Raw genomic sequence first — 26,916 nt, 5'->3', positions numbered from 1 at the left:
AGATAGAGAGACAGCCTCATGGTCGACCTGAAGCAAGGCGAGATGCCTGTAGTCCGCGAACTGCGGGACTTTGATACCCACAGCGGCAACCTGCTGGAGCGCCTGGTGTTCAACCACCGCGCGCTGTTCATCGCCCTGATTGCGCTGGTCACCCTGGTGCTGGGCTACATGGCTGTGACCCGCCTGGAAATGCGCCCGGCCTTTGAGAAGATGATCCCCCACGGCGATCCCTACATCCGCAATTACCTGGACAACCGCGCCGCATTGCGCGGCCTGGGCAACTCGGTGCGGGTGGTGGTGGAGAACCCCAATGGCGACATCTTCGACCCGGCCTACCTCTCCAGCCTGCGGCAGATCAGTGACCAGCTGTTCCTCAGCCACGGCGTCGACCGCGCCTGGATGAAGTCGCTGTGGTCGCCGGCGGTGCGCTGGACCGAAGTCACCGAGGAAGGTTTCCAGGGCGGCCCGGTGATGCCCGACGGCTACGACGGCAAGCCCGAGGCCATCGGGCAATTGCGCCAGAACATCGCCCGCGCCGGCATTGTCGGCAGCCTGGTGGGCAACGACTTTCGCTCCAGCATGCTGGTGGTGCCGTTGCTCGACCGCGACTCGGCCACCGGCAAGGGCATCGACTACCGCGAATTCTCGCGCGCCCTCGACGACCTGCGGCTGAAGTACGAATACCTGGGCGACGCCCGTGCGTTCGCCGCCGGCGAGGAGGGCAAGGGCCCGGTGCGCCTGCATGTGATCGGATTCGCCAAGCTGGTGGGTGACCTGATCGACGGCCTGGTGCGGGTAATGCTGTTCTTCGGCCTGGCGGTGGTCACCGCCTTCGTCATCATCTTCTTCTACACCCGCTGCCTGCGCAGCAGCCTGCTGGTGATCGGCTGCTCGCTGCTGGCGGTGGTCTGGCAGCTCGGCCTGGTGGCCTGGCTGGGCTACGCGCTGGACCCGTATTCGATCCTGGTGCCGTTCCTGATCTTCGCCATCGGCGTGTCCCACGCCACCCAGAAGATGAACGGCATCATGCAGGACATCGGCCGTGGCACCCACAAGCAGGTGGCGGCACGCAACACCTTCCGCCGCCTGTTCCTGGCCGGTGTCACCGCGCTGCTGTCGGATGCCGTGGGCTTCGCCGTGCTGATGCTGATCGATATCCCGGTGATTCAGGACCTGGCGATTGCCGCCAGCATCGGCGTAGCCGTGCTGATCTTCACTTCGCTGCTGATGATGCCGGTGGCGCTGTCCTACGTTGGCGTCAGCCAGCGCGCGGCAGAGCGTGCCCTGCGCGAGGAGCGCCAGGTGGATCGCCAGCAGGGCCTCGGCAAATTGTGGGCGTTGCTCGATCACTTCACCGAGCGGCGCTGGGCGACTATCGCCGTGGTCGTGGCGACGCTGCTGGGCGCCGGCGGCCTGCTGGTCAGCCAGCACCTGCAGATCGGTGACCTCGACGCCGGCGCACCGGAGCTGCGCGCCGACTCGCGCTACAACCGCGACAACGCCTACATCACCAGCCATTACGCGCTCTCCAGCGACCTCTTCGCGGTGATGGTGAAGACCGCGCCGGAAGGCTGCCTGAACTACCGCACGCTGATCCTTGCCGACCGCCTGGGCTGGGCGCTGCAACAGCACGAGGGCGTGCAGGCCACCACATCGCTGGTCAACGCGGTACGCCAGATCACCGCCGGCACCTACGAGGGCAACCCCAAGTTCGCCAGCCTGCAGCGCAATCAGGACGTACTCAACTACGCCGCCCAACAGGCTTCGGTGAACACTCCGGAGCTGTTCAACACCGAATGCTCGCTGATGCCGGTGATCGCCTTCCTCAAGGACCACAAGGCGCAGACCCTCGACGAAGTGGCTGGCATCGCCGAAAACTTTGCCCGCGCCAACAGCACGCCGGACCGCCAGTTCCTGCTCGCCGCCGGCAGCGCCGGGATCGAGGCCGCCACCAACCGCGTTGTGCGCGAGGCCAACCACCGCATGTTGTTCTACGTCTATGCGGCGGTGGGCATCTTCTGCCTGATCACCTTCCGCAGCTGGCGCGCAACCCTGGTGGCGTTGCTGCCGCTGGTGCTCACCTCGATCCTCTGCGAGGCGCTGATGGTGATGATGGGCATCGGCGTGAAGGTCGCCACGCTGCCGGTGATCGCGTTGGGCGTGGGGATTGGCGTGGACTACGCGCTCTACCTGCTCAGCGTGCAACTGCAATTGCAGCGGGCCGGGCTGCCGTTGTCGGTGGCCTACCAGCAGGCGGTCGCCTTCACCGGCAAGGTTGTCGCGCTGGTCGGCGTGACCCTGGCGGCAGGCGTTATTACCTGGGCCTGGTCGCCGATCAAGTTCCAGGCGGACATGGGCATCCTGCTGACCTTCATGTTCCTCTGGAACATGCTCGGGGCGTTGATCCTGATTCCGGCGCTGTCGCATTTCCTGCTCGGTGGCAGGAAGCTCTGAGGACGTAGTCACCCCGCAGCGGGGCATTGTTCGCGAGCAAGCTCGCTCCTACAGGGTGCGTCATGGTGCTCTTCGTAGGAGCGAGCTTGCTCGCGAACGCCCAACGCGGACCTTGCCGGATAGCCTCCAACGTAGGATGGGTTACTCCTCACACTCCGGCGAAAGGCAAAACCCTCATCAGTCAAACGCCGGAATCGCCTCCAGCTCATGCAGCAGCCAATCCGCGAACTCCCGCGCCAACGCCTGGTTGCCGTGGGGCGGGATGATCAGGAAGTACGGATGAGGCGCCGGGAAGTCGATGTCGAACAGACGCACCAGGCGGCCTTCGGCCAGTTCCTCGCCAGCCAGGATATGGTCGCTGATGGTCACGCCGCCGCCGGCCAGTGCGGCGCGGATGGTCAGGTAGGCGTCGGGCAGGAAGACGTTCTGCCGTGCCTGCAAGCCGGGCACCCCGGCGGCCAGGAAGTAGCGGCTCCAGTCGAAACCATCGTCCTCGTGCAATAGCACCTGGCGCGCCAGGTCGCGCGGTTTGCGCAGATGCTCCTGGGTGTTGAGCAGACGTGGGCTGCACACCGGGAAATAGCGGATGTCGCCCAGCGCGGCGAAGCGCTGGCCCTCGATGTGCGTCTCGCCGAAGGAAATCACCATGTCTACCTGGCCCAGGTCGCTGCTCATCGGCAGCAGGTGCAGGGCGACTTCCTGATAGTTGCGCAGGAATTTCTCCAGCAGCGACGACACCCGCGCCAGCAATGCAGGAGCGCAGGCGATGCGCAGTTCGCCGGCGGGTTCCTCGCTGGGCAGGGCGCGGCGAATGTCGCGTAGCTGGTCGAAGGCGCTGCTGATCTGCTGGCTCAGCTGGCGCCCGGCGGCGGTCAGTTTCACGCCCTTACCCTGGCGCTCCACGAGCGCCATGCCCAGCTCTTCTTCCAGCTTCTTCACCTGGTGGCTGACCGCCCCGTGGGTGACGTGCAGCTCCAGCGCCGCACGGCTGATGCTGCCTTGCCGGACCAGTGCCTCGAAAGCGCGCAGGGCGATGAGGGAGGGCATTCGGAACGCACTGTTCTGACGCATGGAGGGCCTTTGTGTGTGAATTTGACTAACGATTCAGATGGAAATCTATTGAATTGTCGTTAGTTAAATTTGCACAGAAGATGTCCCCAAGCCAACACCCAATCACAAGAACAAACGGCTGGAGACCCGCCATGCAGCATTTCGTCGACTTGCTCGGCCTGGGCAAGCGCTACGGCAACCTGCAGGTCCTGAGCGACCTCAGCCTGAGCATTCGCCAGGGCGAATTCCTCACGCTGCTCGGCCCCTCGGGCTCGGGCAAGAGCACCACGCTGATGATGCTTGCCGGCTTCGTCGAGCCCAGCGAAGGGCATATCGAGATGGACGGCCGCAACATCACCCAGCTGTCGCCGGACCAGCGCGATTTCGGCGTGGTGTTCCAGGGCTACGCGCTGTTCCCGCACATGAGCGTGGCGCAGAACGTGGCCTACCCGCTACGCATCCGCAAGGTGCCGGGCGCGGAGATCGAGCACCGGGTGGCGGACGTGCTGGAGCGCGTCGGGCTGGCCGGTATGGGCAATCGCGGTATCGCCCAGCTCTCCGGTGGCCAGCAGCAACGTGTCGCGCTGGCCCGTGCATTGGTGTTCAAGCCCAAACTCCTGCTCCTCGACGAGCCGCTGTCCGCCCTCGACCGCCGTCTGCGCCAGGAAATGCAGGGCGAGCTGGCGCGCATGCACAAGGACTTCGGCACCACCTTCGTCTTCGTCACCCACGACCAGGAGGAAGCGCTGGCGCTGTCCGACCGCATCGCCGTGTTCAACAAGGGCCGCCTGGAGCAGGTCGGCACACCGCGCGAGGTATACGAACGTCCGGCCAGCCGCTTCGTCGCCAACTTCCTCGGCGATACCAATCTGCTGGAGGTCGGCGTGGTGGGCCGCGAGGCAGAAGCCACGCTCTGTGATTTTCGCGGCCAGCACCTGCGCGTGGCCCACTCGGCCCAGGTGAGTCAGGGCGGCAAGAGCTGGTTGGCAGTGCGCCCGGAGCACATCGACCTGCGCCCGCTGCAGGACGCCGGCCGCGACAACGGCCTGTGCGCCACCGTCGGCAACGCCACTTACCAGGGTGCCCACGTCAACCTCGAACTGACCCTGGAGCAGGGCGAGCGCCTCGACCTGCGCCTGCCGGTCGCGCACCCGCTGCTGGCCGATCTGCGCAGCGGCCAGCGCTACTGGTGCAGCTGGTCGCCGCAGCACTGCCACCTGTTGTCCGCCTGACACACGCATAACGAAAACAAACGATCGGGGAGCAATCACAATGAAAGAACGCCAAGGCTTCATCGAAGACGCCATCGAAATCGCCGCCGAGAAAAGCGAGCGCGCCGGCATCAGCCGTCGCGATTTCAACCGCAGCCTGCTGCTGCTCGCCGCCGCCAGTGCCTTGCCATTCGGCTCCGGCAGCCGTGCCTTCGCTGCTGGCGGCAACCTGGTGCTGGCCAACTGGGGCGGCGATGCGGTGCCGGCTTTCGAAAAGAGCTTCGGCGGCTTCGACCAGGCGTCCGGCCTTACCCTGAAAGTGGACGGCAGCGGCCCCACCGAGGGCGCGCTGAAGACCCAGGTTAGCAGCGGCGCGGTGCGCTGGGACGTATGCGACGGCGAGATGTATTCGTCCTATCGACTGGGCAAGGACAAGTTCCTCGCGCCCATCGATTTCGGCATCGTCGACAAGTCGTTGATCGGCTACGGCGACGTGCATGATTTCGGCCTCGCCAACTACACCTACAGCTACGTGATCGGCTACGACCATGAGCAGTTCGGCAAGAACCCGCCCAAGTCCTGGGCCGACTTCTGGGACGTGAAGAAGTACCCGGGCAAACGCACCCTCTACAAATGGATGAGCGCCAACCTCGAATGCGCGCTGCTGGCCGACGGTGTGCCGCCGGAGCAGCTCTATCCGCTGGATGTGGACCGCGCCCTGCGCAAGATCGAGGAGTTGCTGCCGCACATCGCCACCCACTGGTCCACCGGCGCCGAGTCGCAGCAGTTGATCCGCGATGGCGAGGTGAGCATGGCGCAGATGTGGCACACCCGCGCCGAGCTGGTGAAGAACGACACTGGCGGCAAGATCGACTGGGGCTTCGACGGCGGCATCGTCTCGCCTTCGGTGTGGATGGTGCCCAAGGGCAACCCGGCCGGCGCCAAGGCGGCCATGGAGTTCATCGCCTACGCATTGCGCCCGGAGGTCCAGGCCAAGCTCATGGAGGTCTACAACATGGGCCCGGTGAACCTTGCGGCCAACGACCTGCTCAGCGCCCAGCTGCAGGCGATCAACCCCACCGCGCCGGACAACCTGAAGAAGCAGGTGTCGCTGAACAACAAGTGGCACGCCGAACACTACGGTGAAACCCTGGAGCGCTACCTCGCGCTGATCGGTGGCTGAGATGCGACGTTTCGCACCGGGCGTGCTGCCGGTATACGGCCTGCTGATCCTGCCCCTGCCATTGCTCGTCGTGGTCGGCTACCTGCTGCCGACCCTTGGCGTGCTGGGCTGGAGCTTCAGCCTGCCGGAGTGGGGCACGCAGAACTATGCGGCGATTGCCGACAACGCCAACCTGCAGGCAGTTATCTGGCGCACCCTGCGCATCTGCCTGCTGACCACCGCAATCAGCGTTGCCATCGCCTACCTGATCGCCTACCGCTGGCGTTTTGCGACGCCGCGTGGCCGGCAACTGATCGAACTGTTCGTGCTGCTGCCGTTCTGGCTGTCGATGCTGATCCGCGCCTTCGCCTGGCTGGTGCTGTTGCGCAACGGCGGCCTGGTCAGCCAGGGGCTGATGGCCACGGGCTGGTTCGACGCGCCGCCGCCGCTGGTACGCAACGAACTGGGCGCGCTGATCGGCATGGTGCACTTCATGGTGCCCTACGCGGTGCTGCCGCTACTGTCCTCGCTCAAGCAGGTGGACGACAGCCTGCTGCGGGCATCCAGCAGCCTGGGCGCCAGCCACTGGCGGACGCTCAACGACATCTTCATTCCGCTGACGCTGCCCGGCGTGGTCGCCGCATCGGCCATCGTCTTCGTCTTCAGCCTCGGCTGCTTCGTCACCCCGGCGCTGCTGGGCGGCGGCAAGGCGGCGATGCTCGCGGAGTACATCTACGTGCAGATGTTCCAGCTCTCCAACTGGGGCCTGGGCGCCGCACTGAGCATCGTGCTGATGCTGCTGGTGGTGGGTTGCGCGCTGCTGTTCGGACAACTCATCGGCTACCGCCGCCTGCTCGGGAGGGCTGAGCTGTGACTCCGCAGGGAACCTATCTCTCCGCCATGCCCAAGGGCGTGAAAAAGCCGCAACTGCCACGCCCGCAGGTCGGCCGCTGGCTGTCCTGGGCCGCCCTGGCGCTGTCCGCGCTGTTCCTGCTGCTGCCGATCCTGGTGATCGTCCCGCTGTCGTTCGGCAACCAGCGCTACCTGGCCTTCCCGGACGGCGGCTGGTCGCTGCGCCATTACGCGACGCTGTTCGATGGCGCCTGGCTGGTGTCGATCCTGCAGAGCCTCGGCCTGGCGCTGGTGGTCGGCGCGCTGTCCACGGCGCTGGCCTTCCTGTTCGCCACCGGCATCTGGCTGCAGCGCCGGTACCGCACCTTGCTGACCGCCATCGTGCTGTTGCCGATGATCGTCCCGCAGGTGGTCTCGGCCATGTCGATCTACTACCTCGATGCACGCCTGGGTGTGCTCGACAGCCTGCTGGGCGTGGGCTTCGGCCATCTGCTGATGGCGCTGCCGTACGCAGTGATCGCCCTGCTGGTGGCCTACGCACGGCTCGACCAGAGCCTGTACAAGGCCTCGCGTTCCCTCGGCGCCGGGCTCTGGCCGACGCTGTGGAACGTGCTGCTGCCCAATGTGCGCGGTGGCGTCGCCGGCGGCTTCTTCATGGGCTTCGTGATGAGCTGGGAAGAGGTGGTGGTGACGCTGTTCACCAGCGGCCTGAACGTGGTGACGTTGCCCAAGCGTATCTGGGACGGCCTGCGCTACAACCTCGACCCGGCGATTGCCGCCGTGTCCACCCTGATGATCGTCCTCACCCTGGTGGTGATGCTGGTGCGCCTGTACCTGGCGCGACAGCAACCACCCAGCTGACTGTTTCAACACCGCATACGGCCGCCCGATGGCGGCCCCAAACAAGAACACCTGTGTCGCTTGCACCTTGTCCCTGAGGAGGGAGTCCCCATGCTTACTGCTTTCCCCGCTCGCACTTACCGTCAACGCGTCGAAGCCGTCAAACGCCGCATGGCTGACCGTGGCCTGGATGCCCTGGTGGTCAACTACCCGGACAACATCAACTACCTGAGCGGCTTCGACAGCCTGGGCTTCCTCTGGTACCAGGCGCTGATCATCTCGCCCAAGCTGGCCGAGCCGGTGTTCATCACCCGCACCAGCGAAGAGCCCTGCACCTGGGAGCTGTCGTGCATCAACGAGGCGATCTTCTATGACATCGCCAAGCAGGACCCGCTGAAGATCGTTGCCGACGTGCTGGCCCAGGCGGGTTTGAGTCAGGCGCGCATCGGCCTGGAAATGACCGCCTCGACCTTCTCCCCGGCGCAATATAACGCGCTGCTGGGCTACATGCCCGAGGCGCGCTTCGAAGACGCCGGCCCCCTGGTCGCCGAGAACCGCCTGATCAAGACCGCCGAGGAAATCGAATACCAGCGCAGCGCCGCGCGCATGGCCGACCAGGGCATGCTGGCCGCCTTCGAGGCGCTGCGTCCGGGCATCTCCGAGGTGGAAGTGGCCGGCATCGTTGCCAACGCCCTGGGCCGCGCCGGCAGCGAGTACTCGGCGATCAGCCCGATGTGCGCCACCGGCCGCCGAAGCACCATGACCCACGCCATGCCGCACCGCCAGACCATCAGCCATGGCGACGTGGTGATCCTCGAACACGCCGGCGTGTGCAACCGCTACCACGCCATCCTCATGCGCACCGCGGTGATCGGCAAACCCAGCCCGCGCGTGAAGAAAGTGGCGACCCTGCTCACCGAGGCCTTCAACGCCGCCATCGAGATCGCCAAACCGGGCACCCCGGTGGGCGAGGCCAACCGCGTGTGCAACCAGATCCTCGACCGCATCGACCTCTCGCGCACCCGCGTGCACCGCATCGGCTACAGCCTCGGTCTTGCGTACCCGCCGACCTGGCTGGAAGCGATGATGGTGGACGAGGCCGACGACCACGTGTTCCAGCCGAACATGTCGTTCTCCATCGAGCCCAACCTGTCCTTGTACAACGAGGGCTTCGGCATCAAGCTCGGCGACACCGTGCTGTGCGGCGAGAAGGGTTCGGCGAGCCTGTCGGAGTTACCGCCGGAACTCACCATCATCGACTGATACGGGTTCGCCTCCAGCCGTGTAACGTCGTTGGGCGGCCTCGTCGTGCTGGAAGCACTGTCTTCGGCCGCCCGCCTGGTTCTCCGGCTGAATGCAAACCCGTATGGATTTAGTTGAAGCATGCCTGCGCCCACGGGCGCAGTGATGGAAACCGAGGGCTTCTGATGAGTCACACGATGGATATTTTCTGGCACGACGACGTGCTGCGCCACGACACTGCCGCTGGCGTGTTCGAGGCGCCGCCCAGCGACCTGCTGGCCGACCAGCTGCAACACCCGGAGAGCAATCCGCGGCTGCTGAACATGCGCGCCATCCTCCAGCGCGGGCCGGTGGCCGGCTCGCTGCGCTGGCATGAAGGTCGCCACGCCAGCGAAGAGGAGTTGCTGAGTTTCCACGATGCCGACTACCTGCGCGGCATCTTCGAGGCGGACGCCGCCGGCAAGCGCTTCAGCAGCACCACGCTGATGTCCGCCGGAAGTCTCGCCGGGCTGCTAGCCGCTGCCGGCACCAGCCTGGCGGCGCTGGAGAGCGTATTGGCCAGCGGCCATCCGGCCATGGCGCTGGTGCGCCCGCCGGGCCACCATGCTGCGCCCGCCATGGCGGACGGCTACTGCTTCTTCAACCATGCCGGGATAGCCGCGCGCGCGGCCCAGGCGGCCGGTCTGGAGCGCGTCGCCATCGTCGACTGGGACGTGCACCACGGCAATGGCACCCAGGAAGGTTTCTACGACGATCCGTCGGTGTTCACCGTGTCCCTGCACATGGACCACGGCGCCTGGGGGCCGAGCCATCCACAGACCGGTGCGGCGGACGAGCGCGGCTATGGCGCCGGGCTGGGCAGTAACCTCAACCTGCCGCTGCCCATGGGATCGGGCGACCAGCTCTACGAGATGGTCTTCAGCCGCTTCGTCGAGCCGGCGTTGCGCGCTTTCAAGCCGGACCTGCTGATCATCGCCAACGGCCTGGATGCCTCGCAGTTCGACCCCAACGGCCGCCAACTGGTGACCATGCAGGGCTTCAACCGCCTGGCCCGCCGCGCCCGTGCGCTGGCCGACGAACTTTGCGCCGGGCGGCTGCTGGTCGTTCAGGAGGGCGGCTACAACCCGGCCTACAGCGCGTACTGCCTGCATGCCGCAACCGAAGGCTTCCTCGGTCAGTCGTCCACGCTGCCCGATCCGTTGGCGTACATGCCGGAACCGGCTGCGCGAGTCGAAGCCGACCTTGCCGCACTGGAAACACGCTTGGCGACGGCAGGATGGAAGTTTGCCTGAACGGCCGATCCCCCAGCGCAACTCGTCCGCGCCGGGGAATCGGCTTTCTGTAGGAGCGAGCTCGCTCGCGAACCTCCCGAGGCGATGCTGAAGTCGCCGGGGAGACATCGCGGACGGAGTCCGCTCCTACGCGGTACCTGGCAGGCACAAAGGCAAACCTTGTCCGTGATACGTCCACAGGTGCCGCGCTGGGCGGTTCGCGAGCAAGCTCGCTCCTACATGGCTGCGTCAGGTAGGAGCGGACTTTGTCCGCGATTGGCATCTGGTCCTGGCGAGCTCAACCTTCCCGCGCCGTTCGGCATCCACAACGCGGCGCTGGAGTACGGGATTCTTCGGCGACCACGCCGCGCCACCAGCGCTCGCCCTGGTGCGGTGCTTGGATGTCGATGCGCTCGCCCATCATCGGCGTGGTGACGGTCAGCCCACGCTCGCCGGCGATTTCCAGTACGCGCTCGAAGGGTTCGTACCAGGCATGCATGGCGAGGTCGAAGGTGCCGTTGTGGATCGGCAGCAGCCAGCGGCCGTTAAGGTCCTGGTGCGCCTGCACGGTCTGCTGCGGGTGCATGTGCACGTAAGGCCAGTTTTCGTTGTAGGCGCCGGTCTCCATCAGCGTCAGGTCGAAGTGGCCGAAGCGCCGGCCGATTTCAGCGAAGCCGTCGAAGTAGCCGGTGTCGCCGCTGAAGAAGATGCGCAGGCTGTCGTCCTCGATCACCCACGAGCACCACAGGGTGCGGTTGCCGTCGCGCACGCCGCGGCCGGAGAAGTGCTGCGCCGGGGTAGCGGTCAGGCACAAGCCGTCCACCGCGGTGCTCTGCCACCAGTCCAGCTGGCGGATTTTCTCCGCCGGCACGCCCCAGTCGAGCAGGCGGTCGCCCACGCCCAGCGGGGTGAGGAAGACCTCCGCGCGCTCGCCCAGCACGGCGATGGTGGCGCGGTCGAGATGGTCGTAGTGGTCGTGGGAGAGGATCACACCGCGGATCGGCGGCAGGTCCTGCAGGGCAATCGGCGGCGCGTGGAAGCGCTTGGGCCCGGCGAAGCTGAAGGGCGAGGCGCGCTCGGAGAACACCGGGTCGGTCAGCCACCAGCCGCCGCGCAGCTTGAGCAGCAGGGTGGAGTGGCCGAGGCGGTACAGGCTGCGATCAGGTGCGGCCTCCAGTTCCTCCGGCGTCAGTGCGCGCACGGGCACCGGGGCACGCGGCACGGTGTTCTTCGGTTTGTTGAACAGAACATCCCAGAGCACCTTTGCGCTCGGTTCGGGCATGTTGGCCGGGCGCGCCTTGAGGTTGCGGAATCTCCCGGCGATGTAATGCGGTGAGTGGCTGTAGTCGTCGATGGGCGCGCGTTGCAGTGGGAGGCGGGGCAAGGCACTGATCCTCTGGTGGCGGAGTCTGTCAGCTGAGCACGCTACAGACTCCGCCGCCAGGGATCATTACCGGCGTTTTGATTCAGAACATCACCGTCATCGATACAGGCCGCGCACCTCGGGAGAACCCGGTAGGAGCGAGCTTGCTCGCGAGCCTTGACGCCGGAGCCGCCGGGCCGACATCGCGGAAAAAGTCCGCTCCTACGCAAAAGCACGCGTCGGGCTGCTTGCAGGAGCGCCACACGGACGCGATCACTGGCATGGCGCGCCTCAATCCAGCTTCGAGAGAATGTCCCAGGCCAGCTTCACCCGCACTTCGTTGGGATAATTGCGGTTGGCGAGGATGACGATGCCGCGCTGCTTCGCCGGGATGAAGGCGACGTAGGTGCCGAAGCCATTGGTGGCGCCGGTCTTGTTCACCCACACGTCCTGCTGCGGCGCCAGCGGTTTGCGCAGGGCGGTGACCGGCTGGCTTTCCAGCACCATGCTGCTGCCGTTGTACTGCTGCAGTTCGGCGAGCTTGGGCGGGTAGGCGTACTGCTCCCAGATCAGGTCCTGGGTCATCGGGCCAACCTGGTAGTAGCCGGTGCGGGTGGCATCCACCGCTGCCCGCAGCTTGTCGCCGAGCTTCACCTCGCCCAGCTGGATCTGCACGAAACGCAGCAGGTCGCGGCTACTGGACTTCACCCCGTAGGCCTCGTCGGCGACCTGGTCGGGGTTCACCCGCACCGGCGCATCGTCCTTGTCGTAACCCTGGGCGTAGATGGCCTGGCGCGTCACCGGTACGTCGATGTGGGTGTTGCTCAGGCCCAGCGGCGCGAAGACGTTGCGTTGCATCGCAGTCTTGAACGGCACGTCGAGGGCACGCGCGGTAGCGATGCCGAGCAGGCCGACGCTGGGGTTGGCATAGGTGCGCTGGGTATCGGCGGGGTACTGCGGCTGCCAGGTCTTGTAGTAGTCGGTGAGCTGCTCGGGCGTCTTCACCTCGTCGGGCAACTGCAGCGGGAAGCCGCCGGTGACGTGGGTGGCAAGCTGGATCAGCGTCACCTTGTCCAGCGCGCTGCCGCGCAGTTCCTTCAGGTAGCGTGTCGGGCTGTCTTCCAGCTTGAGCTTGCCAACGGCCTGGGCGAAGCCGGCGAGGGTGGCGGTGAAGGTCTTGCTCACCGAACCGATCTCGAACAGCGTGTCGCTGCTCACCGGCTGTTTGCTCTGCTTCGATGCCACGCCGAAGTTGTAGAAACGCTGCTCGCCATGGTCGGTCACGCCGATGGCGAGGCCGGCGATGTTCTGCTCGCGCATCACCTGCTGGGCGAGCTTGTTCACCTTGGCGTCGAAATCGGGCGGGGCGGCGTGCGCGAGATTGGCGAGGAGGAGGGGAATGAGGCTGAGTGCGAGCGGGGCAGTCCGGCGCATGAGCTCTGGATACATGGAGGCGTCCTTGGCGTTGCAATGGGCAGACCCTAGCATCCAGTCGGCGAACGCTCCAGTGCGACCGGCAGCGCTACGCCCCGGCAGCGCGCGGTGGTAGGATTCGCGCCCCATGCGAATCACCGACCTCGACCAACGTCTCGCCGACCTCGGCGCGCTGCCCCTGCATCGCGGGCGGATGTTGCGCGCCTGGCTGCAGGGCAAGCCACTGGATGCCGGCACCAAGCGGCAGGCGAGCGAGGACTTCCTGCCGCTTAACGTGCGCAATGGCGTGGCGCAGCTCGCCATCGAGATGGACGCCGTGGCGACCGTCCATTCGCGTCATCCCGCAGGCGATAACTCCGAACGCCTGCTGGTGCGCCTGGCCGATGGGCAGATGGTGGAAAGCGTGCTGCTACCGCGCGGCGGCGTGTGCGTGTCTACCCAGGTTGGTTGCGCCGTGGGGTGCCGCTTCTGCATGACCGGCAAGAGCGGCCTGCTGCGCCAGCTTTCCACCACCGAGATCGTCGCCCAGCTGGTCCTCGCGCGTCGCGTGCGGCCGGTAAAGAAGGTGGTGTTCATGGGCATGGGCGAGCCGGCGCACAACCTCGACAACGTTCTGGAAGCCATCGACCGCCTCGGCACCGACGGCGGCATCGGCCACAAGAATCTGGTGTTCTCCACCGTTGGCGATCCGCGTGTGTTCGAGCGTCTGCCGCAGCAGCGGATCAAGCCGGCGCTGGCGCTGTCGCTGCACACCAGTAACGCTGAGCTGCGCGAGCACCTGCTGCCGCGCGCGCCCAAGCTCACCCCGGAGGAACTGGTGGAGCAGGGCGAGGCCTATGCGCGCGCCACCGATTACCCGATCCAGTACCAGTGGACGTTGCTCAAGGGCATCAACGACAGCCAGGAAGAACTCGACGGCATCCTGCGCCTGCTCAAGGGCAAGCGCGGCGTGCTCAACCTGATTCCCTTCAACGCCCTGGAAGGCGACCAGTACCAGCGTCCGGACGGCGAGCGCATCGGCGAGATCGTCCGCTACCTGCACAGTCGCGGCGTGCTGACCAAGGTGCGCAACAGCGCCGGGCAGGACGTCGACGGCGGCTGTGGCCAGTTGCGCGCGCGGGCGACCGGGCTGATCGCCACGTCCGGTCGGCGGATTTCTCGTCTGAGCGAGTAATTACCGCGCGCCTTTGCTGTTCGAGATCTTGCACGGGTATCGCGCCGGTTGTTAGCCTTCTGCATCTGAAAAAACCAGCAGGGCTGGGTATGGCGATCCGGGTTGTCGAAGCACAAGAAGTAGATCAGCAGCGCATAGCCATTCCTGGTTGGGAACAGCAGTACACGCAGATGTCCGCCGGGCGATTCTCCGGGCGCATCCTGCATGCCGAGGTCGAGGGGATCGAGCTCTACGAAGAGCAGATGAACCTGCGCGTGGAGCAGGAATTCCACGCCCCGCCCGGCGCGCTGGTGTTCAGCTTCGACATGTCCGACAACGCCCTCTACCTGCTCGATGGGGAAACCCGCAACGCCTGGGTCACGCCGGAGAACTACCGCGAGGTGGCGGTGGTGATCAAGGAGTCGGCGAACTGGGGCCAGCCGGCCGACGCCTTCGCCGACCTGGTGCTGACGCCACTGCGCTCAGGCCACTGCCAGTCGGTGGCGACCTCCCTGAGCAACCTGCTCACCGGCGCGTCGACCGGCGACGATCCGATGGATGCGCCGGGTGTGGCGCAGAGCATCGTCTCCCACTGCTTCTCGCTGCTGTGCGAGGCGCCCCTGGATGGCGAGCGCCGCGCGCGTTCCATCGTCCAGGCCAAGCGCGTGGTGCAGCGGGTCAAGGAAGTGGTGAACGACTGCCCCGACGAGCAGTTCGGCATGGCCGAGCTGGCCGCCAAGGTCGGCGTGTCGCCGCGCAGCCTGCAGCAGTCGTTCCTGCATTATGCCGGCATTCCCCCCATCGTCTGGCTGCGCAACCGCCGTCTCAACGGCGCTCGCCGTGACCTGCTTGCTGCGGCCGAGTCGGGCATGACGGTGGCCGAGGTGGCAATGAAGTGGTCGTTCTGGCACCTGGGACGATTCTCTCAGTCGTATTTCGCGCTGTTCGGCGAGTATCCGAAGACCACCGCCAGGCAGGGTGGCCGGGCCTGAGTCATAGGCGCAGGCTTGGCGTAGAGATGTAGGATGGCGTGGAGCGAAGGGATCGCCATCGCCTGATTCCATCGCCTACGACGGAGCAAGCTCAGGGACATCGCGGACGGAGTCCGCTCCTACGCTCGACGATGACGCAGGAGTGACTGTCTTGCTCGATGGCGCCTTGCCTGGGATATCCCTCTCCCCTGAGGGGCTGGGGGAGGGTTGATGCTCGCACAGGAGCCCCCTGCAGCAGCGGACCGCGTCCGCGAGCGATGTCCGATACGCGCCGAACTCACCTGTCATCAGGCATGCCTGATCTGCAGGTCCTTGATCACGCACACCGACGCATCGCTTGCCAATGTCGTGTCAGTGAAGTCGATCTGGTTGTAGACGCCGCCGTGGAAATCGAACACCCGCGACGCCCAGCTGGCATCCAGTGGCATCGACGGCACCGCCGAATTGCGCCCGTTGCAACTGGCCTGCACCGTCAGCATCAGGCTGGACGTGGCGAGGATCAGGATATCGAAATCCGCTCCCAGCGGTACGTTGTCCAGCACCGTGCTGTTCACCGGAGTGGTCTGGTTGAAGTTCTGACGGAAGCCCATGGTCAGCTTGCCTTTCTGCCAGAACACCTTGAGCAGCGGGCTGTCGTCATCCTTCACGTGCATCTGCGCCACCACCACTTTCTGTGCCGAGTTCACCTGGGTGACCTTCATCAGCTGGTGGTTCACATGCTCAGTGGCGCCGCTCAGGGCCCAGTAGATGGGTTCCTTCCACTCGCAGCGGGTGCGGTGGACGCTCTTGCTCGCCACACCCTTGGTGGGCGCGGTGAGTTGCAGGCTGCCGTCCGGCAATCGCGTCACCAGGTTGGGGTACTGCGCCAGTGCCTGCGGTCCCGGAATTTCGATGGAGACGGTATCGGTCGGAGTTTTGCCTACGGGCAGGGCGATGTTGAGATTGTCGATGCTGACGGTCATGCCGGGCACTCCTGCGGCGGTGAGGGTGCCTGGTTTGACTGGAAGGAGTTCCTCGCGCGACGAATTTTCAGCCGGGCGGTCATTTGGAGAGTTGGCCTTTGTCGCAGCAACTGTCTTTTTACGGATGGGCCTGTGTTTGCGCTTCCCTTCGCCCCGGCCGTCTCCCCAGGGAGAGAGCAGATCGTGCCGGCTGACGTGTGGTTTCATCCTGCACCGATCGGTAGAGGGTGAGCGGCGATCCGAGCGCAGAACTATCCGGTAGGAGCGAGCTTGCTCGCGAACCTGAGCAGCATCGGTGTCGCCGGTGACTCCGTTCGCGAGCAAGCTCGCTCCTACAGGGGCTGTTATCCGGTGAAACGATAGCCTTTGCCGCGCACCGTGACGATCAGCGGGTGCTGCGGGTCTTCCTCCAGCTTGGCGCGCAGGTGGGCGATGCGCACGTCGACGGAGCGGTCCAGTCCGTCCCAGGTGATGCCGCGCAGGGCCAGCAGCAGATCGTCGCGGCCGAGGGTCTGGCCGGCGTGGCTAACCAGTTGCCAGAGCAGGTCGAACTCGGCTCCGGTCAGGTCGATGCGCGAGCCGTCTCGGCGCGCTTCGCGCTGGCGAGCGTCCAGGACCAGGCCGGAGCGCTCCAGGCGATCCGGCGGTTCTGTGGCTGGTCGCGGGCGTCGCAGCAGGGTCCGCACACGGGCCAGCAGCAGGCTGGGGCGTACGGGTTTGCACACGTAATCGTCGGCGCCGTTCTCCAGTCCGTCGATCTGCTCGGTATCTTCCGAGCGCGCGCTGAGCATCAGGATCGCGCCTTGGTAGCTGGAGCGGATGCGCCGGCAGATGGACAGGCCGTCTTCGCCGGGAAGCATGCGGTCGAGGATCACCAGGTCCGGTCGTTCGTCCAGCACGCGGTCGGCGGCGCGCGCCCCGTCAGACTCGATGCAGGCGCGCAGGCCGTGCTGTGCGAGGAAGTCGCGGGTGAGGGCGGCGAGGCGCAGGTCGTCCTCGACGATGAGAATGCGAGCGGTGGTCATGAGTACGAGAAGAAGAGGGCGCCGGGCAGCTTGTGGCTGCCCGGCGCTGCGGTATCAGAGTGTGATACGCGCAATCGAGCCGTCTACCGACAGCCGAGTACCGTAAGGCTCCGACAGCGCGGCGAAGCGCTGCAGGATCGCTTGTGCATGCTCGCCTTCGGCCAGGCGCGGGCGGCCACGACGGTGGACCGCCTCGCCCAGGCCCAGGCTCACAGGGTGCAGCTCGATGCCGGTCAGGCGCCGGCCGTCGAACTGGCAGACGGGCACCAGGCTTTCCCAGAAGCGTGCATCGGAGGGGAAGCTGCGGGTGTCGTTCTGCGTGCGTTGCAGGAATACCTTGGACGGCGTCTGGTTGCGGTCCACGCGGAACTGCTCGTAGCTGTCCGCCGGCAGGCGTTCCACCAGTTCGTTCTGGCCGATGAAGTTGCCCAGGCTGTAGAAGATCGGCTTGCCGTTGTAGATCTCCATGCCGCGCAGCAGGTGCGGGCCGTGGCCGACCACGATGTCGACGCCGGCATCGATCATGCGCCGCGCCACCGGCTGGATGAATTCGGCGGCCGCCTCCAGGTTCCACTCGCCGGTGGCGTCATGGCCCAGTTCGTGGGCGTGGATGCTCAGCACGACGATATCCGACATCGTCCGCGCTTCTTCGACCCAGCGCAGAATCTCGTCCATGTCCTTCTTGCGCGGCAGGGTGCGCAGGCGCGAGGACTCGCCCTGGCGGAACAGCAGCGGGGTAAAGGGGCCGAACACCGCCAGCGACGGGTCGGGGATCGGATGGGCGAAGCCCAGGTCGACCGCGCCCTGGTAGAGGCGGTCCAGGCCGAGGCTGGCGATGATGCCGCGCATGGCCTCCATCTGCGCGCCGTCGAGTTGGTGCACGGTGTCGTAGCGCAGCGGGTTGAGGCCGGGGCGGCCAGGCATGTCGCGGGTCTGCTCGCTGGCTTCCTGGCCCTTGCCGAAGGTGGAGGTGCAGGCCAGCAGCGAGACGGTGCCGGCGGGTTTGGTGCAGTACACCGGGCGACGGGCTTCTTCTAGGTTGCAGCCGGTGCCGGCGAACAGCAGCTCGCGCTTTTTCAGCTGGGCATGGGCGGCGTGCAGACCGGCAATGCCGTAGTCCAGGCTGTGGTTGTTGGCAGTGGAGAACAGGTCGAAGCCGCCATCCACCAGCTCATCGAGAACCCACGACGGCGCGCCGAAGTGCGAGCCGCCGCTTTCCAGCACGGCGTCGCCCTGGAAGTCGTTGGGCAGCACTTCCAGGTTGGTGAAGCTGACGTCGGCGCCGCGCAGCAGGTCGAACAGCGGGCGCAGGGTTTCGTCGTCACGGCTATTCAGGCGGCGTTGCAGGATGCTGTCGCCGGTCAACGCAATCTTCATGGTCCACCTCAGGGTTGGGGAGTCGCTGATGGCGGCGGACTTTAGGGCAATGCGTGGCCCGGGTCGGCTGAATCCTGGGTATCGCGATAGCCGTCGGTTATCACCCGCAAAGCCTCGCAAGCGGCGAGATGCCGGCGTTTTCATTCTGGCTATGGGCATCACTTTTTTTCAGCAGTCAGCGTTGTGACAGCGCTCTTACCATGCGTCCGCCTCCCGGCCCAAGTGCCGCGGAGCAGGGGTGGCACGGCTTGCCGTGACCAGCACGATCCAGGCGGAGAGCAGCATGAAAAAAACAATAACCGGCGCCGCAGGCTTCAAGCCGCACGCGCTGGCGCTGGCTACCAGCATGGCCCTTGGCGGGGCATCTTCGGCTCAGGCAGTGAGCTTCAACGTGGGGGAAATCGAGGGTCGCTTCGACTCGACCCTGTCCGTCGGAGCGAGCTGGGCAATGGACAGCCCGGACAAGAAATTCATCGGCACCCGCAACGGCGGCACGGCGTCCAGCCAGACTTCCGATGACGGTCGCCTGAACTTCAAGAAGGGCGAGACCTTCTCCAAGATCTTCAAGGGCCTGCACGACCTGGAGCTGAAGTACGGCGACAGCGGCCTGTTCCTGCGTGGCAAGTACTGGTACGACTTCGAACTGAAGGACGAGCATCGTCCGCTCTACGACATCGACGACAGTGGTCGCGATACCGCCGCCCAGTCTTCCGGCGCCGAGCTGCTCGATGCCTTCCTCTACCACAACTATGAACTGCACGACCTGCCGGGCACTGTGCGCCTGGGCCGCCAGGTGGTGAGCTGGGGCGAGAGCACCTTCATCCAGAACGGCATCAACTCGATCAACCCGGCGGACGTTGCCGCGCTGCGCCGCCCCGGTTCCGAGGTGAAGGAAGCGCTGATCCCGGTGAGCATGCTGTATTTCAACCAGGGGCTCACCGACACCCTGTCCATGGAGGCCTTCTACCAGCTGGAGTGGGAGAAGACCGTGCCGGACAACTGCGGCACCTTCTTCGGTAGTGACGTGGCGGCCAAGGGCTGCGACATCAACATGGCGGTGAACGGCAGCGACTTTGACCGCGACATCGACGGCACCGGCATCAAGGGCGGCTACGGCTACGTGCCACGTACACGCGACCATGACGCCCGTGATGGCGGCCAGTTCGGCGTGGCATTGCGCTGGATGGTCAACGATACCGAGTTCTCGGCCTATGCGATGAACTACCACAGCCGCACGCCCACCAGTAACTGGGTGGTGGGCAAGGGCGCACTGGCCGACCCGGTGGGCGGCCTGATCGGGCAGGGCGGGCGCAGCACCGCCAGCTGGTACTTGGACTACCCCGAGGACATCCGCCTCTACGGTCTGGGTTTCAACACCACCTGGGGCAGCACCGCGGTGCAGGGCGAGATCAGCTACCGCCCGAACATGCCCATGGGCATCAACTCCAGCGACGTCTCCGGCGCCGCTACGCTGGGTTCGGCCTCCACCAGCTCGCTGGTCAACGCCGGCCTGCCGATCTTCTCCAGTGGTTGGGCGGACTCGAGATACGGCTCGCTGATCCAGGGCTACAAGCGCATGCCCTACACCCAGGCGCAGATGACCTTCACCAATACCTTCGACCAGATTCCGCTGATCGCTGCCGAACGCCTGACCCTGGTCGGCGAGATCGGCTTCGGTCACATCGGCGACCTGGGCTCCACCGATGGCTCGGACCTGCGCTTCGGTCGCAGCAGTGTGTACGGCAACGGTGAACTGGCCAACGCCGGCTCCTCGTCCTTGCTGGGTCTGTCGGGCAACGCGCTGTGCGAGAAGGTGGTCAACACCGCCAACCCCAGCCAGTGCAACGACAAGGGCTTCTACACCCAGAACTCCTGGGGTTACCGCCTGCGCGCCGGCCTGGAATACAACGACCTGATCGGTGGTATCTCGCTGCGCCCGAACCTGGCGTTCTCCCATGACGTGGAAGGCTATGGGCCGACCTTCAACGAAGGCGACAAGTCCGTCAGCGTTGGCGTCGATGCCGAGTACCTGAGCCGCTACACCGCCAGTATCAGTTACACCGACTACTTCGGCGGTGATTACAACGTCAACACCGACCGCGACTTCCTCGCCGTCAGCCTGGGCGTCAGCTTCTGATGCCTATCCGTCCCAGAGGTACAAGCATGAACAACAAGCAATGGTTGCAGGCGGGCTGCCTGACGCTGAGTCTGCTCGCCGGCCAGGTCATGGCCGCGGTCGGTGCCGACCAGGCCGCGCGCCTGGGCAATGAGCTCACCCCGATTGGCGCCGAGAAGGCAGGCAATGCCGACGGTAGTATCCCGGCCTGGACCGGTGGCCTGGCGCCCAATGCCGGCAAGGTCGATGCCGGTGGTTTCCTCGCCGATCCGTATGTGGCCGACAAGCCGCTGTTCACCATCACCGCGCAGAATGCCAGCCAGTATCAGGACAAGCTGACGCCTGGCCAGATGGCGATGTTCCAGCGCTTCCCGGAGACCTATCGCATCCCGGTCTACCCCAGTCACCGCAGCGCCAGCTACCCGCAGGCGGTACTCGACGCGGCGAAAAAGAACGCCACCGCCACTTCGCTGGCCGAGGGCGGCAACGGGCTGAACAACTTCACCATGACCATCCCGTTCCCGATCCCGCAGAGCGGCCTGGAAGTGATCTGGAACCACGTCACCCGTTACCGCAGCAATGCCATGCTGCGCACTACCGCGCAGATGAACCCGCAGACCAACGGCGCCTACACCATCAGCTACATGAAGGAGCAGTTCGCCTTCCCGTTCGGGCTCAAGGATTACGACCCGGCGAAGATGAACAACATCCTCTACTACTTCCGCCAGGAAATACTCTCGCCGCCGCGCCGCGCGGGCAGTGTGATGCTGGTCCTGGAGACCATCGACCAGGTCAAGGAACCGCGCATGGCGTGGATGTACAACGCCGGCCAGCGCCGCGTGCGCCGCGCACCGCAGGTGGGCTACGACAGCCCCGGCGCAGAAGGCATGCGCACCTACGACGACTTCGACATGTTCAACGGCGCACCGGATCGCTACGACTGGAAACTGGTGGGCAAGAAGGAGTTGTACATCCCCTACAACAGCTTCGCGCTCGACTCGCCGACGCTGAAGTACGACGACATCGTCAAGCCCGGCCACCTGAATCCGGACCACACCCGTTACGAACTGCACCGCGTGTGGCACGTGGTGGCGACCCTGAAGCCGGGGCAGCGCCACATCTACAGCAAGCGTGACCTGTATATCGACGAGGACAGCTGGCAGATCGCCGAGGCCGATGCCTACGACGGCCGTGGCAGCCTCTGGCGCGTGTCCGAGGGGCATGCACGGCCATTCTACGACCAGCAGTTCACCTGGCTGACGGCGGAAACCCACTACGACGTGTTGTCGGGTCGCTATACGGTGTCCGGCTTGCGCAACGAGGAGAAGAGCAGCTACGACTTCGCCGTGCAGTCGAGCAGCAACGACTTCACCCCCAACGCCTTGCGCGCCACGGGTATCCGCTGACGGCGGGCTGCACTGGCGCTCACCGGCGCTCCTTGTGTTTACTCAGCGGCCTTCGGGCCGCTTTTTTTCGCCTGCGTCTATCTCGCGGGCAGGCGGCTCTTTGTAGGGGCGAGCTTGCTCGCGAACCGCATGGTCTCGGCGCTCCGATTGACTCCGTTCGCGAGCAAGCTCGCTCCTACAATCTCATGCGCACTCGACCGGGCAGTCCGCTGCCGTTTACCAACCGTTACTCACGCCGGCCTCGATTTTGCTTTATGTTCGGACTCGTTACCGCCCCCTGAGCCGTCGTCCAAACCATGAAGTTGCATCAACTCCGCGCCATCGTCGCCATCTGCGAGAGCGGCAGCATCCAGGAAGCCTCGCGCCTGCTGCATATTTCCCAGCCCGCCCTGTCCAAGAGCATCAAGGAGCTGGAGGCCGAGCTGGGCGTGCCGCTGCTGGTGCGTTCCAACCGTGGCATCACCGCCACCGAGTATGGCGAACGCCTGGTGCGCCGCGCCCGGCTGGTGGTGGAGGAGGTGCGCCGTGCGCGGGACGAAATCGAGACGCTCAAGGGCGCCATGGATGGCCGTGTGGCCATCGGCGTGTCACCGGTAACGCCCAGCCAGCAGTTCGCCGCCTGCCTGCTGCGTTACCGCAAGCGCTACCCCAAGGTGCAACTGCAGATCAGCGAACTGCGCCCAGCCAAGCTGCTTGAAGGCCTGCGTGAAGGTCAGCTGGACCTGGTGCTTACGTCGCAGCCGTCCTCGCGCAACGTCGACGGTTTTCACTGGCAGGAGCTCTACGCCCAGCCCACCACGCTGGCAGTGCGCAAGGGACATCCATTGCGCCATGCGCGCTCGCTGCACGAACTGCTCGACGAGGAATGGCTGGTGCCCGATTCGCTGGATGTATCACTCGCCGGGCAGATGTTCGAGCAGTACCAGGTGCGCCATCCCGAACGCGTCATCGAGTGCGCCTCGGTGGTGCTCTATGCGGAGCTGGCGGCCAATACCGACGCGGTGAGCTTCTGGTCGCGGCGGGTGTTCGATCTGCCGATCGTGTCCAGTACCCTGGAAGCGCTGGACATCGCCGAGACCGTACCCGGCACTGATATTTCCCTGGTCTGCCGTCCGCCGGAGCTGATGACCCGCGAGGCGCAGACCCTGGTGGATGAACTGGTCTACGCCTTCAAGGGGCCGCACCTGCGCAAGGCCGACTGATCCTGGCTCGAGAGCAGGTGTCGATAACCAGCCTTGATAAGCATGCGTGAAGGTCATTATTCAGCATCGCGCGCGTGCGGCATCCTGCCGGCCACATCAGAACAATGAGCAGGATGCGGCATGAGTCAGCACCCCACGATAGAAAGGCTTGAGGCTAGCGCCGAGGACTTCTCCCGCATTCGCCGGGACCTTCATCAGCACCCTGAACTGGGCTTCGAGGAAGCGCGCACCAGCGCTATCGTCGCCGGTTACCTGCGCGAATGGGGCTATGACGTTCATCAGGGCGTCGGCGGCACCGGCGTTGTCGGCGTGCTTCGCAAAGGCAATAGCGGGCGCAGCATCGGCATCCGCACCGACATGGATGCGCTCCCTATCGATGAAGCCAGCGGCGCGCCCTACGCCAGCCAGCACTCCGGCCGCATGCACGCTTGCGGGCACGACGGCCATACCGCCATCCTGCTCTGCGCCGCTCGCGACCTGGCCGGGCAGAGCAACTTCGACGGCACGCTCAACCTGATCTTCCAGCCCGCCGAGGAAACCCTGGGCGGCGCCGTGGCGATGATGGACGATGGCCTGTTCGAGCGCTTCCCCTGCGATGCGGTGTACGCACTGCACAACGCGCCAGGCTTGCCGGTGGGCTGCTTCCTGACCCGCGAAGGCGCGTTGACGGCATCCTCGGACCGCGTAGCGATTCGCCTGACCGGCGTCGGCGGCCACGGCGCCATGCCGCACCTGACCAAAGACCCCATCGTCGCTGCCGCCGAACTGGTGCTGGCGCTGCAAAGCATCGTTGCGCGCAATGTGCCGTCCACCGAAGTGGGCGTGGTGACCGTGGGCATGCTCAAGGCTGGAGAGGCAGCCAACGTGATTCCCGACCATGCCGACCTGCGTCTGAGCGTGCGTGCTACCAGGCCGGAAGTGCGCGAGCTGCTCAAGCGGCGCATCGGCGAGATCACCCGTGGCGTTGCCGCCGTGCATGGCATGGAGTTGCAGTACGAATACGAGGAGCTGGTGCCGGTACTGGTCAACACGCCGGAAGAAACCCGTCTCGTACGCCAGGTGCTGACCGAACTGGTCGGTCCGCAGCGCCTGCTGTCCGAGATCCCTTCAGGCTTCCTCGGCAGCGAGGATTTCGCCTGGATGCTGGAACGCCGCCCCGGCTGCTACATCGCCCTGGGCAATGGCAACAGCGGCCCCTGCGGCTGCATGGTCCACAACCCCGGCTACGACTTCAACGACGCAGCGATCCCCTTCGGCGCGGCCCTGTGGGTGCGACTGGTGGAAACCTTCCTGGGCACGGGAGCCAGAGCATGACCCGACGTAATGGGGTACTCATCCTGCTGATGTTGGTGATGGTCATCAGCGTGCTGGACAAGACCATCTTCGCCTTCGCCGGCGCGCAGATCATCGACGAGCTGAAGCTCTCGCCAATCGAGTTCGGCTTCATCGGCAGCGCGTTCTTCTTCCTCTATTCGATCTCCGGCGTGCTGGTGGGGTTCCTCGCCAACCGCTTCCCGACACGCTGGATTCTCGCCGGCATGTCGGTGGTGTGGATGGCCTCGCAACTGCTGGTGGCGCTGTCCAGCGGCTTTGCCGCGCTGGTCGCCGGGCGCCTGTTGCTGGGCGCCGGCACCGGGCCGGGCACGGCGGTGACCCAGCACGCCTGCTTCAAATGGTTCGGCCCGAAGGAGCGCGTGCTGCCCTCGGCGCTGATCCAGGTGTCGATCATGCTCGGCGCCGTGCTGGGCGCGCTGAGCCTGCCGCTGGCGATCCAGCACTTCGGTTGGCGTACCGCGTACTTCCTGCTGGCGCTGCTCGGCCTGGTCTGGCTGGTTGTCTGGCTCATCTTCGGCCGTGAAGGACAGCAGACCGAGGAGGAGGGGCCAGGCTCGTCTTTGCGCCTGCCGTACAGCCGCCTGTTGCTCAACCGCAGCTTCATCTGGATCACCCTGATGGGCTTCCTCAGCTACCTGCCCACCGCGCTGGTGTACAGCTGGGTGCCGGTCTACCTGCAGAAGGGCCAGGGCATGACGCCCATGCAGTCGGGCTATACGGTGATGGTGGTGACGGTCGGGGTGATCCTCGCCAACCTGTTGCTCTCGACGCTCTCGCAGCGGGCGATGAAGCGCGGCAGTTCGGTGCAGCGCGCGATGGTGCTGCCGCCGATGCTCTTCGCGGCGGTCGCCGGAGTCGCCTTCTGCGCGCTGACGCTGCTGCACGGCGACCGTCTGGCGATCCTGGTGCTCTACGCCCTCGGCGCCATCCTGGTGAACGTCCTGCCGACCTTCTGCAACACCCTGGTCGCCTATATCGCCCCGAGCGCGCAGCGTGGCTCGATGCTGGCCATTCACATTGGCGGCATGACCAGCGCCGGTATGCTCGCGCCCTGGATCGTCGGCCAACTTGTCGAGTTGCGCGGCGGCGACATCGCTCACGGCTTCGAAACAGCGCTTGGCCTGTTCGGTGTGCTCACCGTGGTCGGCGCCATCCTCGGCTGTCGGATCATTGCCCCCGAGCGTACCCGCCAGTCCCTGCTGGGTGAGCACGGCGAAGCGTCGTTGCCGGGCGCTGTCGGCCACGCCTGAATCTCCAAAGGGCCCGCGCGTCGGGCCCGTTTTTCTGACTCGAATCCAATCATCCGGAGTGGTGATGAAACCGTCCGCCTGCTTTTCCCAAAGCTACGCCGAAGCGCGTGGCAAGTTCCTCGCCGCGTGCCTGTCCGCCGGCCTGGTCGTCGAATCCCACCGTCATCCGCTGACTGGCCGCGATGGCGAGCCGCTCGCGCTGGACGTGGCGCGCAGTGGCCCGCGCGATGCGCGGAACCTGCTGATCATCAGCAGCGGCTGCCATGGTGTGGAAGGCTTCTGTGGTTCGGCAGTGCAAGTTGCGCTGCTCAACGATCCCGACTGGCTGGAGCTGTGTGCCAGGGCCGATTGCGCGGTGCTCTACCTGCATGCAGCGAACCCGTACGGCTTTTCCTGGTGGCGACGCTGGACCCACGAGAACGTCGATCTCAACCGCAACTTCATCGACTTCTCCCAGCCGCGCCAGCGTAACCAGGCCTACGCCGCACTGGACCCTATCCTGATTCCGGGGCGCTGGCCTTCCCTCACCAGCCATCTGCGCCTGCTGCGCTACGCCATGCGTCATGGCCGCAAGCAATTGCAGTCGGCCATTTCCAGTGGCCAGGACAGCCATCCCAGGGGCCTGTTCTACATCGGTGCGCAGCCGACCTGGAGCAACCAGACTGTGCGCCAGGTACTCCGCCAGCACGCCCGCGACTGCGCACGGCTGGGCTGGATCGACGTGCACACCGGCCTGGGGGCGAAGGGCCACGGCGAGCGCATCTACGTGGGTGACGATGACCCGCAGACCCTGCTGCGCACGCGCCGCTGGTGGGGTGCGGAGGTGACCTCGGCGAAGGAAGGCGGATCGGTATCGGTGCAATTGCAGGGGCAGATGGTCCTGTCTGCCGCCAGCGAATGTCCGCAGGCCGAGCTCACCGCGATTGCCCTGGAGTACGGCACGCTGCCGGGCCTCAAGGTGCTCAAGGCGCTGCGCGCGGACCAGTGGCTGGCCAACAACCCTGGGGTTCCGGCGGGCAAGGCCCTGCGCATCCAGCGCCAATTGCGCGATGCCTTCTATGTGGACGAGGACGGCTGGAAGCGCCAGGTGCTGGAGCAGGCCGGCGAGGCAGCGCGGCAAGCCCTCGCAGGGCTGGGCGAGGCTCAGCCGGCACTGGTTCGCGCGTCCGGGTAACAGCGTTCGCTGTCAGGCGAGCGGCTGGCTCGATGACGGTGCCGG

At 65.6% G+C, this 26,916-nt stretch carries 21 protein-coding genes; 15 read left to right on the top strand and 6 right to left on the bottom strand.

What is annotated here, in order from left to right:
* The first annotated feature begins 18 nt into the window (after positions 1-18).
* The gene (locus AC2T4A_RS21325) at positions 19-2,454 is read left to right on the top strand and encodes an efflux RND transporter permease subunit (RefSeq protein ID WP_486741721.1); all 2,436 of its coding nucleotides are present in this window, start codon (positions 19-21) and stop codon (positions 2,452-2,454) included.
* A gap of 177 nt (positions 2,455-2,631) precedes the next feature.
* Here the strand turns inward: AC2T4A_RS21325 and AC2T4A_RS21320 are convergent, their stop codons facing one another.
* Complete coding sequence (locus tag AC2T4A_RS21320; RefSeq protein ID WP_045207678.1) at positions 2,632-3,501, bottom strand: LysR substrate-binding domain-containing protein; 870 nt, start codon at positions 3,499-3,501, stop codon at positions 2,632-2,634.
* A gap of 155 nt (positions 3,502-3,656) precedes the next feature.
* Here AC2T4A_RS21320 and AC2T4A_RS21315 point away from each other — a divergent pair, with 155 nt between their 5' ends.
* The 6 genes from AC2T4A_RS21315 to AC2T4A_RS21290 all read left to right on the top strand — a co-directional run bounded on the left by AC2T4A_RS21315 (position 3,657) and on the right by AC2T4A_RS21290 (position 10,103).
* Positions 3,657-4,736 carry an ABC transporter ATP-binding protein gene (locus tag AC2T4A_RS21315; protein ID WP_486741720.1) on the top strand — a complete coding sequence of 360 codons (1,080 nt, stop codon included), beginning with the start codon at positions 3,657-3,659 and terminating at the stop codon, positions 4,734-4,736.
* A gap of 40 nt (positions 4,737-4,776) precedes the next feature.
* A complete protein-coding gene (locus tag AC2T4A_RS21310; protein WP_486741719.1) occupies positions 4,777-5,898 on the top strand; it encodes an ABC transporter substrate-binding protein in 1,122 nt (373 codons plus the stop codon).
* A 1-nt stretch (position 5,899) separates the two neighbouring features.
* A complete protein-coding gene (locus tag AC2T4A_RS21305) occupies positions 5,900-6,751 on the top strand; it encodes an ABC transporter permease (RefSeq protein ID WP_486741718.1) in 852 nt (283 codons plus the stop codon).
* Entirely contained in the window at positions 6,748-7,590 is an 843-nt protein-coding gene (locus AC2T4A_RS21300; RefSeq protein WP_486741717.1) for an ABC transporter permease, read from the top strand. Before AC2T4A_RS21305 ends, AC2T4A_RS21300 begins: the two co-directional genes overlap by 4 nt.
* Before the next feature lie 90 nt (positions 7,591-7,680).
* On the top strand, positions 7,681-8,832 hold the full coding sequence (locus AC2T4A_RS21295; RefSeq protein WP_486741716.1) for a M24 family metallopeptidase: 1,152 nt from the start codon (positions 7,681-7,683) through the stop codon (positions 8,830-8,832).
* 176 nt (positions 8,833-9,008) lie between these two features.
* Entirely contained in the window at positions 9,009-10,103 is a 1,095-nt protein-coding gene (locus AC2T4A_RS21290) for an arginase family protein (protein ID WP_486741715.1), read from the top strand.
* Between the two features lie 277 nt (positions 10,104-10,380).
* On the opposite strand, the gene AC2T4A_RS21285 is transcribed toward AC2T4A_RS21290, so the two are convergent.
* Both AC2T4A_RS21285 and ampC read right to left on the bottom strand, forming a co-directional pair.
* Positions 10,381-11,466 carry an MBL fold metallo-hydrolase gene (locus tag AC2T4A_RS21285; RefSeq protein ID WP_416751208.1) on the bottom strand — a complete coding sequence of 362 codons (1,086 nt, stop codon included), beginning with the start codon at positions 11,464-11,466 and terminating at the stop codon, positions 10,381-10,383.
* Between the two features lie 270 nt (positions 11,467-11,736).
* Positions 11,737-12,879: a class C beta-lactamase gene (gene ampC / locus AC2T4A_RS21280; protein WP_416751306.1), complete on the bottom strand. Its 1,143-nt coding sequence runs from the start codon at positions 12,877-12,879 to the stop codon at positions 11,737-11,739.
* A 127-nt stretch (positions 12,880-13,006) separates the two neighbouring features.
* On the opposite strand from ampC, the gene AC2T4A_RS21275 reads away from it, so the two are divergent.
* Together AC2T4A_RS21275 and AC2T4A_RS21270 are read left to right on the top strand one after the other, a co-directional pair.
* A complete protein-coding gene (locus AC2T4A_RS21275; protein WP_486741714.1) occupies positions 13,007-14,053 on the top strand; it encodes an RNA methyltransferase in 1,047 nt (348 codons plus the stop codon).
* Between the two features lie 170 nt (positions 14,054-14,223).
* Positions 14,224-15,024 (top strand): AraC family transcriptional regulator, encoded by an 801-nt coding sequence (locus AC2T4A_RS21270; RefSeq protein ID WP_478377999.1) that lies wholly within the window; start codon positions 14,224-14,226, stop codon positions 15,022-15,024.
* A gap of 287 nt (positions 15,025-15,311) precedes the next feature.
* Here AC2T4A_RS21270 and AC2T4A_RS21265 read toward each other — a convergent pair whose 3' ends face one another.
* The 3 genes from AC2T4A_RS21265 to AC2T4A_RS21255 all read right to left on the bottom strand — a co-directional run bounded on the left by AC2T4A_RS21265 (position 15,312) and on the right by AC2T4A_RS21255 (position 18,388).
* Positions 15,312-15,986, bottom strand: a complete 675-nt coding sequence (locus AC2T4A_RS21265; RefSeq protein ID WP_416751214.1) for a polysaccharide lyase family 7 protein — start codon at positions 15,984-15,986, stop codon at positions 15,312-15,314.
* Between the two features lie 344 nt (positions 15,987-16,330).
* Complete coding sequence (locus AC2T4A_RS21260) at positions 16,331-17,011, bottom strand: response regulator (RefSeq protein ID WP_478377997.1); 681 nt, start codon at positions 17,009-17,011, stop codon at positions 16,331-16,333.
* 54 nt (positions 17,012-17,065) lie between these two features.
* The gene (locus AC2T4A_RS21255) at positions 17,066-18,388 is read right to left on the bottom strand and encodes a CapA family protein (RefSeq protein WP_478377996.1); all 1,323 of its coding nucleotides are present in this window, start codon (positions 18,386-18,388) and stop codon (positions 17,066-17,068) included.
* A gap of 283 nt (positions 18,389-18,671) precedes the next feature.
* Between AC2T4A_RS21255 and AC2T4A_RS21250 the strand changes: the two genes are divergently transcribed.
* From AC2T4A_RS21250 to AC2T4A_RS21225, 6 genes are all read left to right on the top strand, one after another.
* A complete protein-coding gene (locus AC2T4A_RS21250) occupies positions 18,672-20,525 on the top strand; it encodes a DUF1302 domain-containing protein (protein ID WP_416751220.1) in 1,854 nt (617 codons plus the stop codon).
* Between the two features lie 26 nt (positions 20,526-20,551).
* Positions 20,552-21,910 carry a DUF1329 domain-containing protein gene (locus tag AC2T4A_RS21245; RefSeq protein WP_416751222.1) on the top strand — a complete coding sequence of 453 codons (1,359 nt, stop codon included), beginning with the start codon at positions 20,552-20,554 and terminating at the stop codon, positions 21,908-21,910.
* 296 nt (positions 21,911-22,206) lie between these two features.
* Positions 22,207-23,112, top strand: coding sequence for a LysR substrate-binding domain-containing protein (locus AC2T4A_RS21240; RefSeq protein ID WP_416751224.1), 906 nt, complete (start codon positions 22,207-22,209; stop codon positions 23,110-23,112).
* A gap of 120 nt (positions 23,113-23,232) precedes the next feature.
* Positions 23,233-24,426, top strand: coding sequence for a M20 aminoacylase family protein (locus AC2T4A_RS21235; RefSeq protein WP_486741713.1), 1,194 nt, complete (start codon positions 23,233-23,235; stop codon positions 24,424-24,426).
* Complete coding sequence (locus AC2T4A_RS21230) at positions 24,423-25,697, top strand: MFS transporter (protein WP_486741712.1); 1,275 nt, start codon at positions 24,423-24,425, stop codon at positions 25,695-25,697. The genes AC2T4A_RS21235 and AC2T4A_RS21230 overlap by 4 nt, the downstream gene beginning before the upstream one ends.
* 64 nt (positions 25,698-25,761) lie before the next feature.
* Positions 25,762-26,871, top strand: coding sequence for a M14 family metallopeptidase (locus AC2T4A_RS21225; protein WP_486741711.1), 1,110 nt, complete (start codon positions 25,762-25,764; stop codon positions 26,869-26,871).
* Positions 26,872-26,916: the final 45 nt, after the last annotated feature.

The organism is Pseudomonas sp. PVC-3-1, assembly GCF_057444315.1.
Note: the sequence above shows the minus strand (reverse complement) of the source record. Positions and strands in the feature narration are given on the sequence as shown.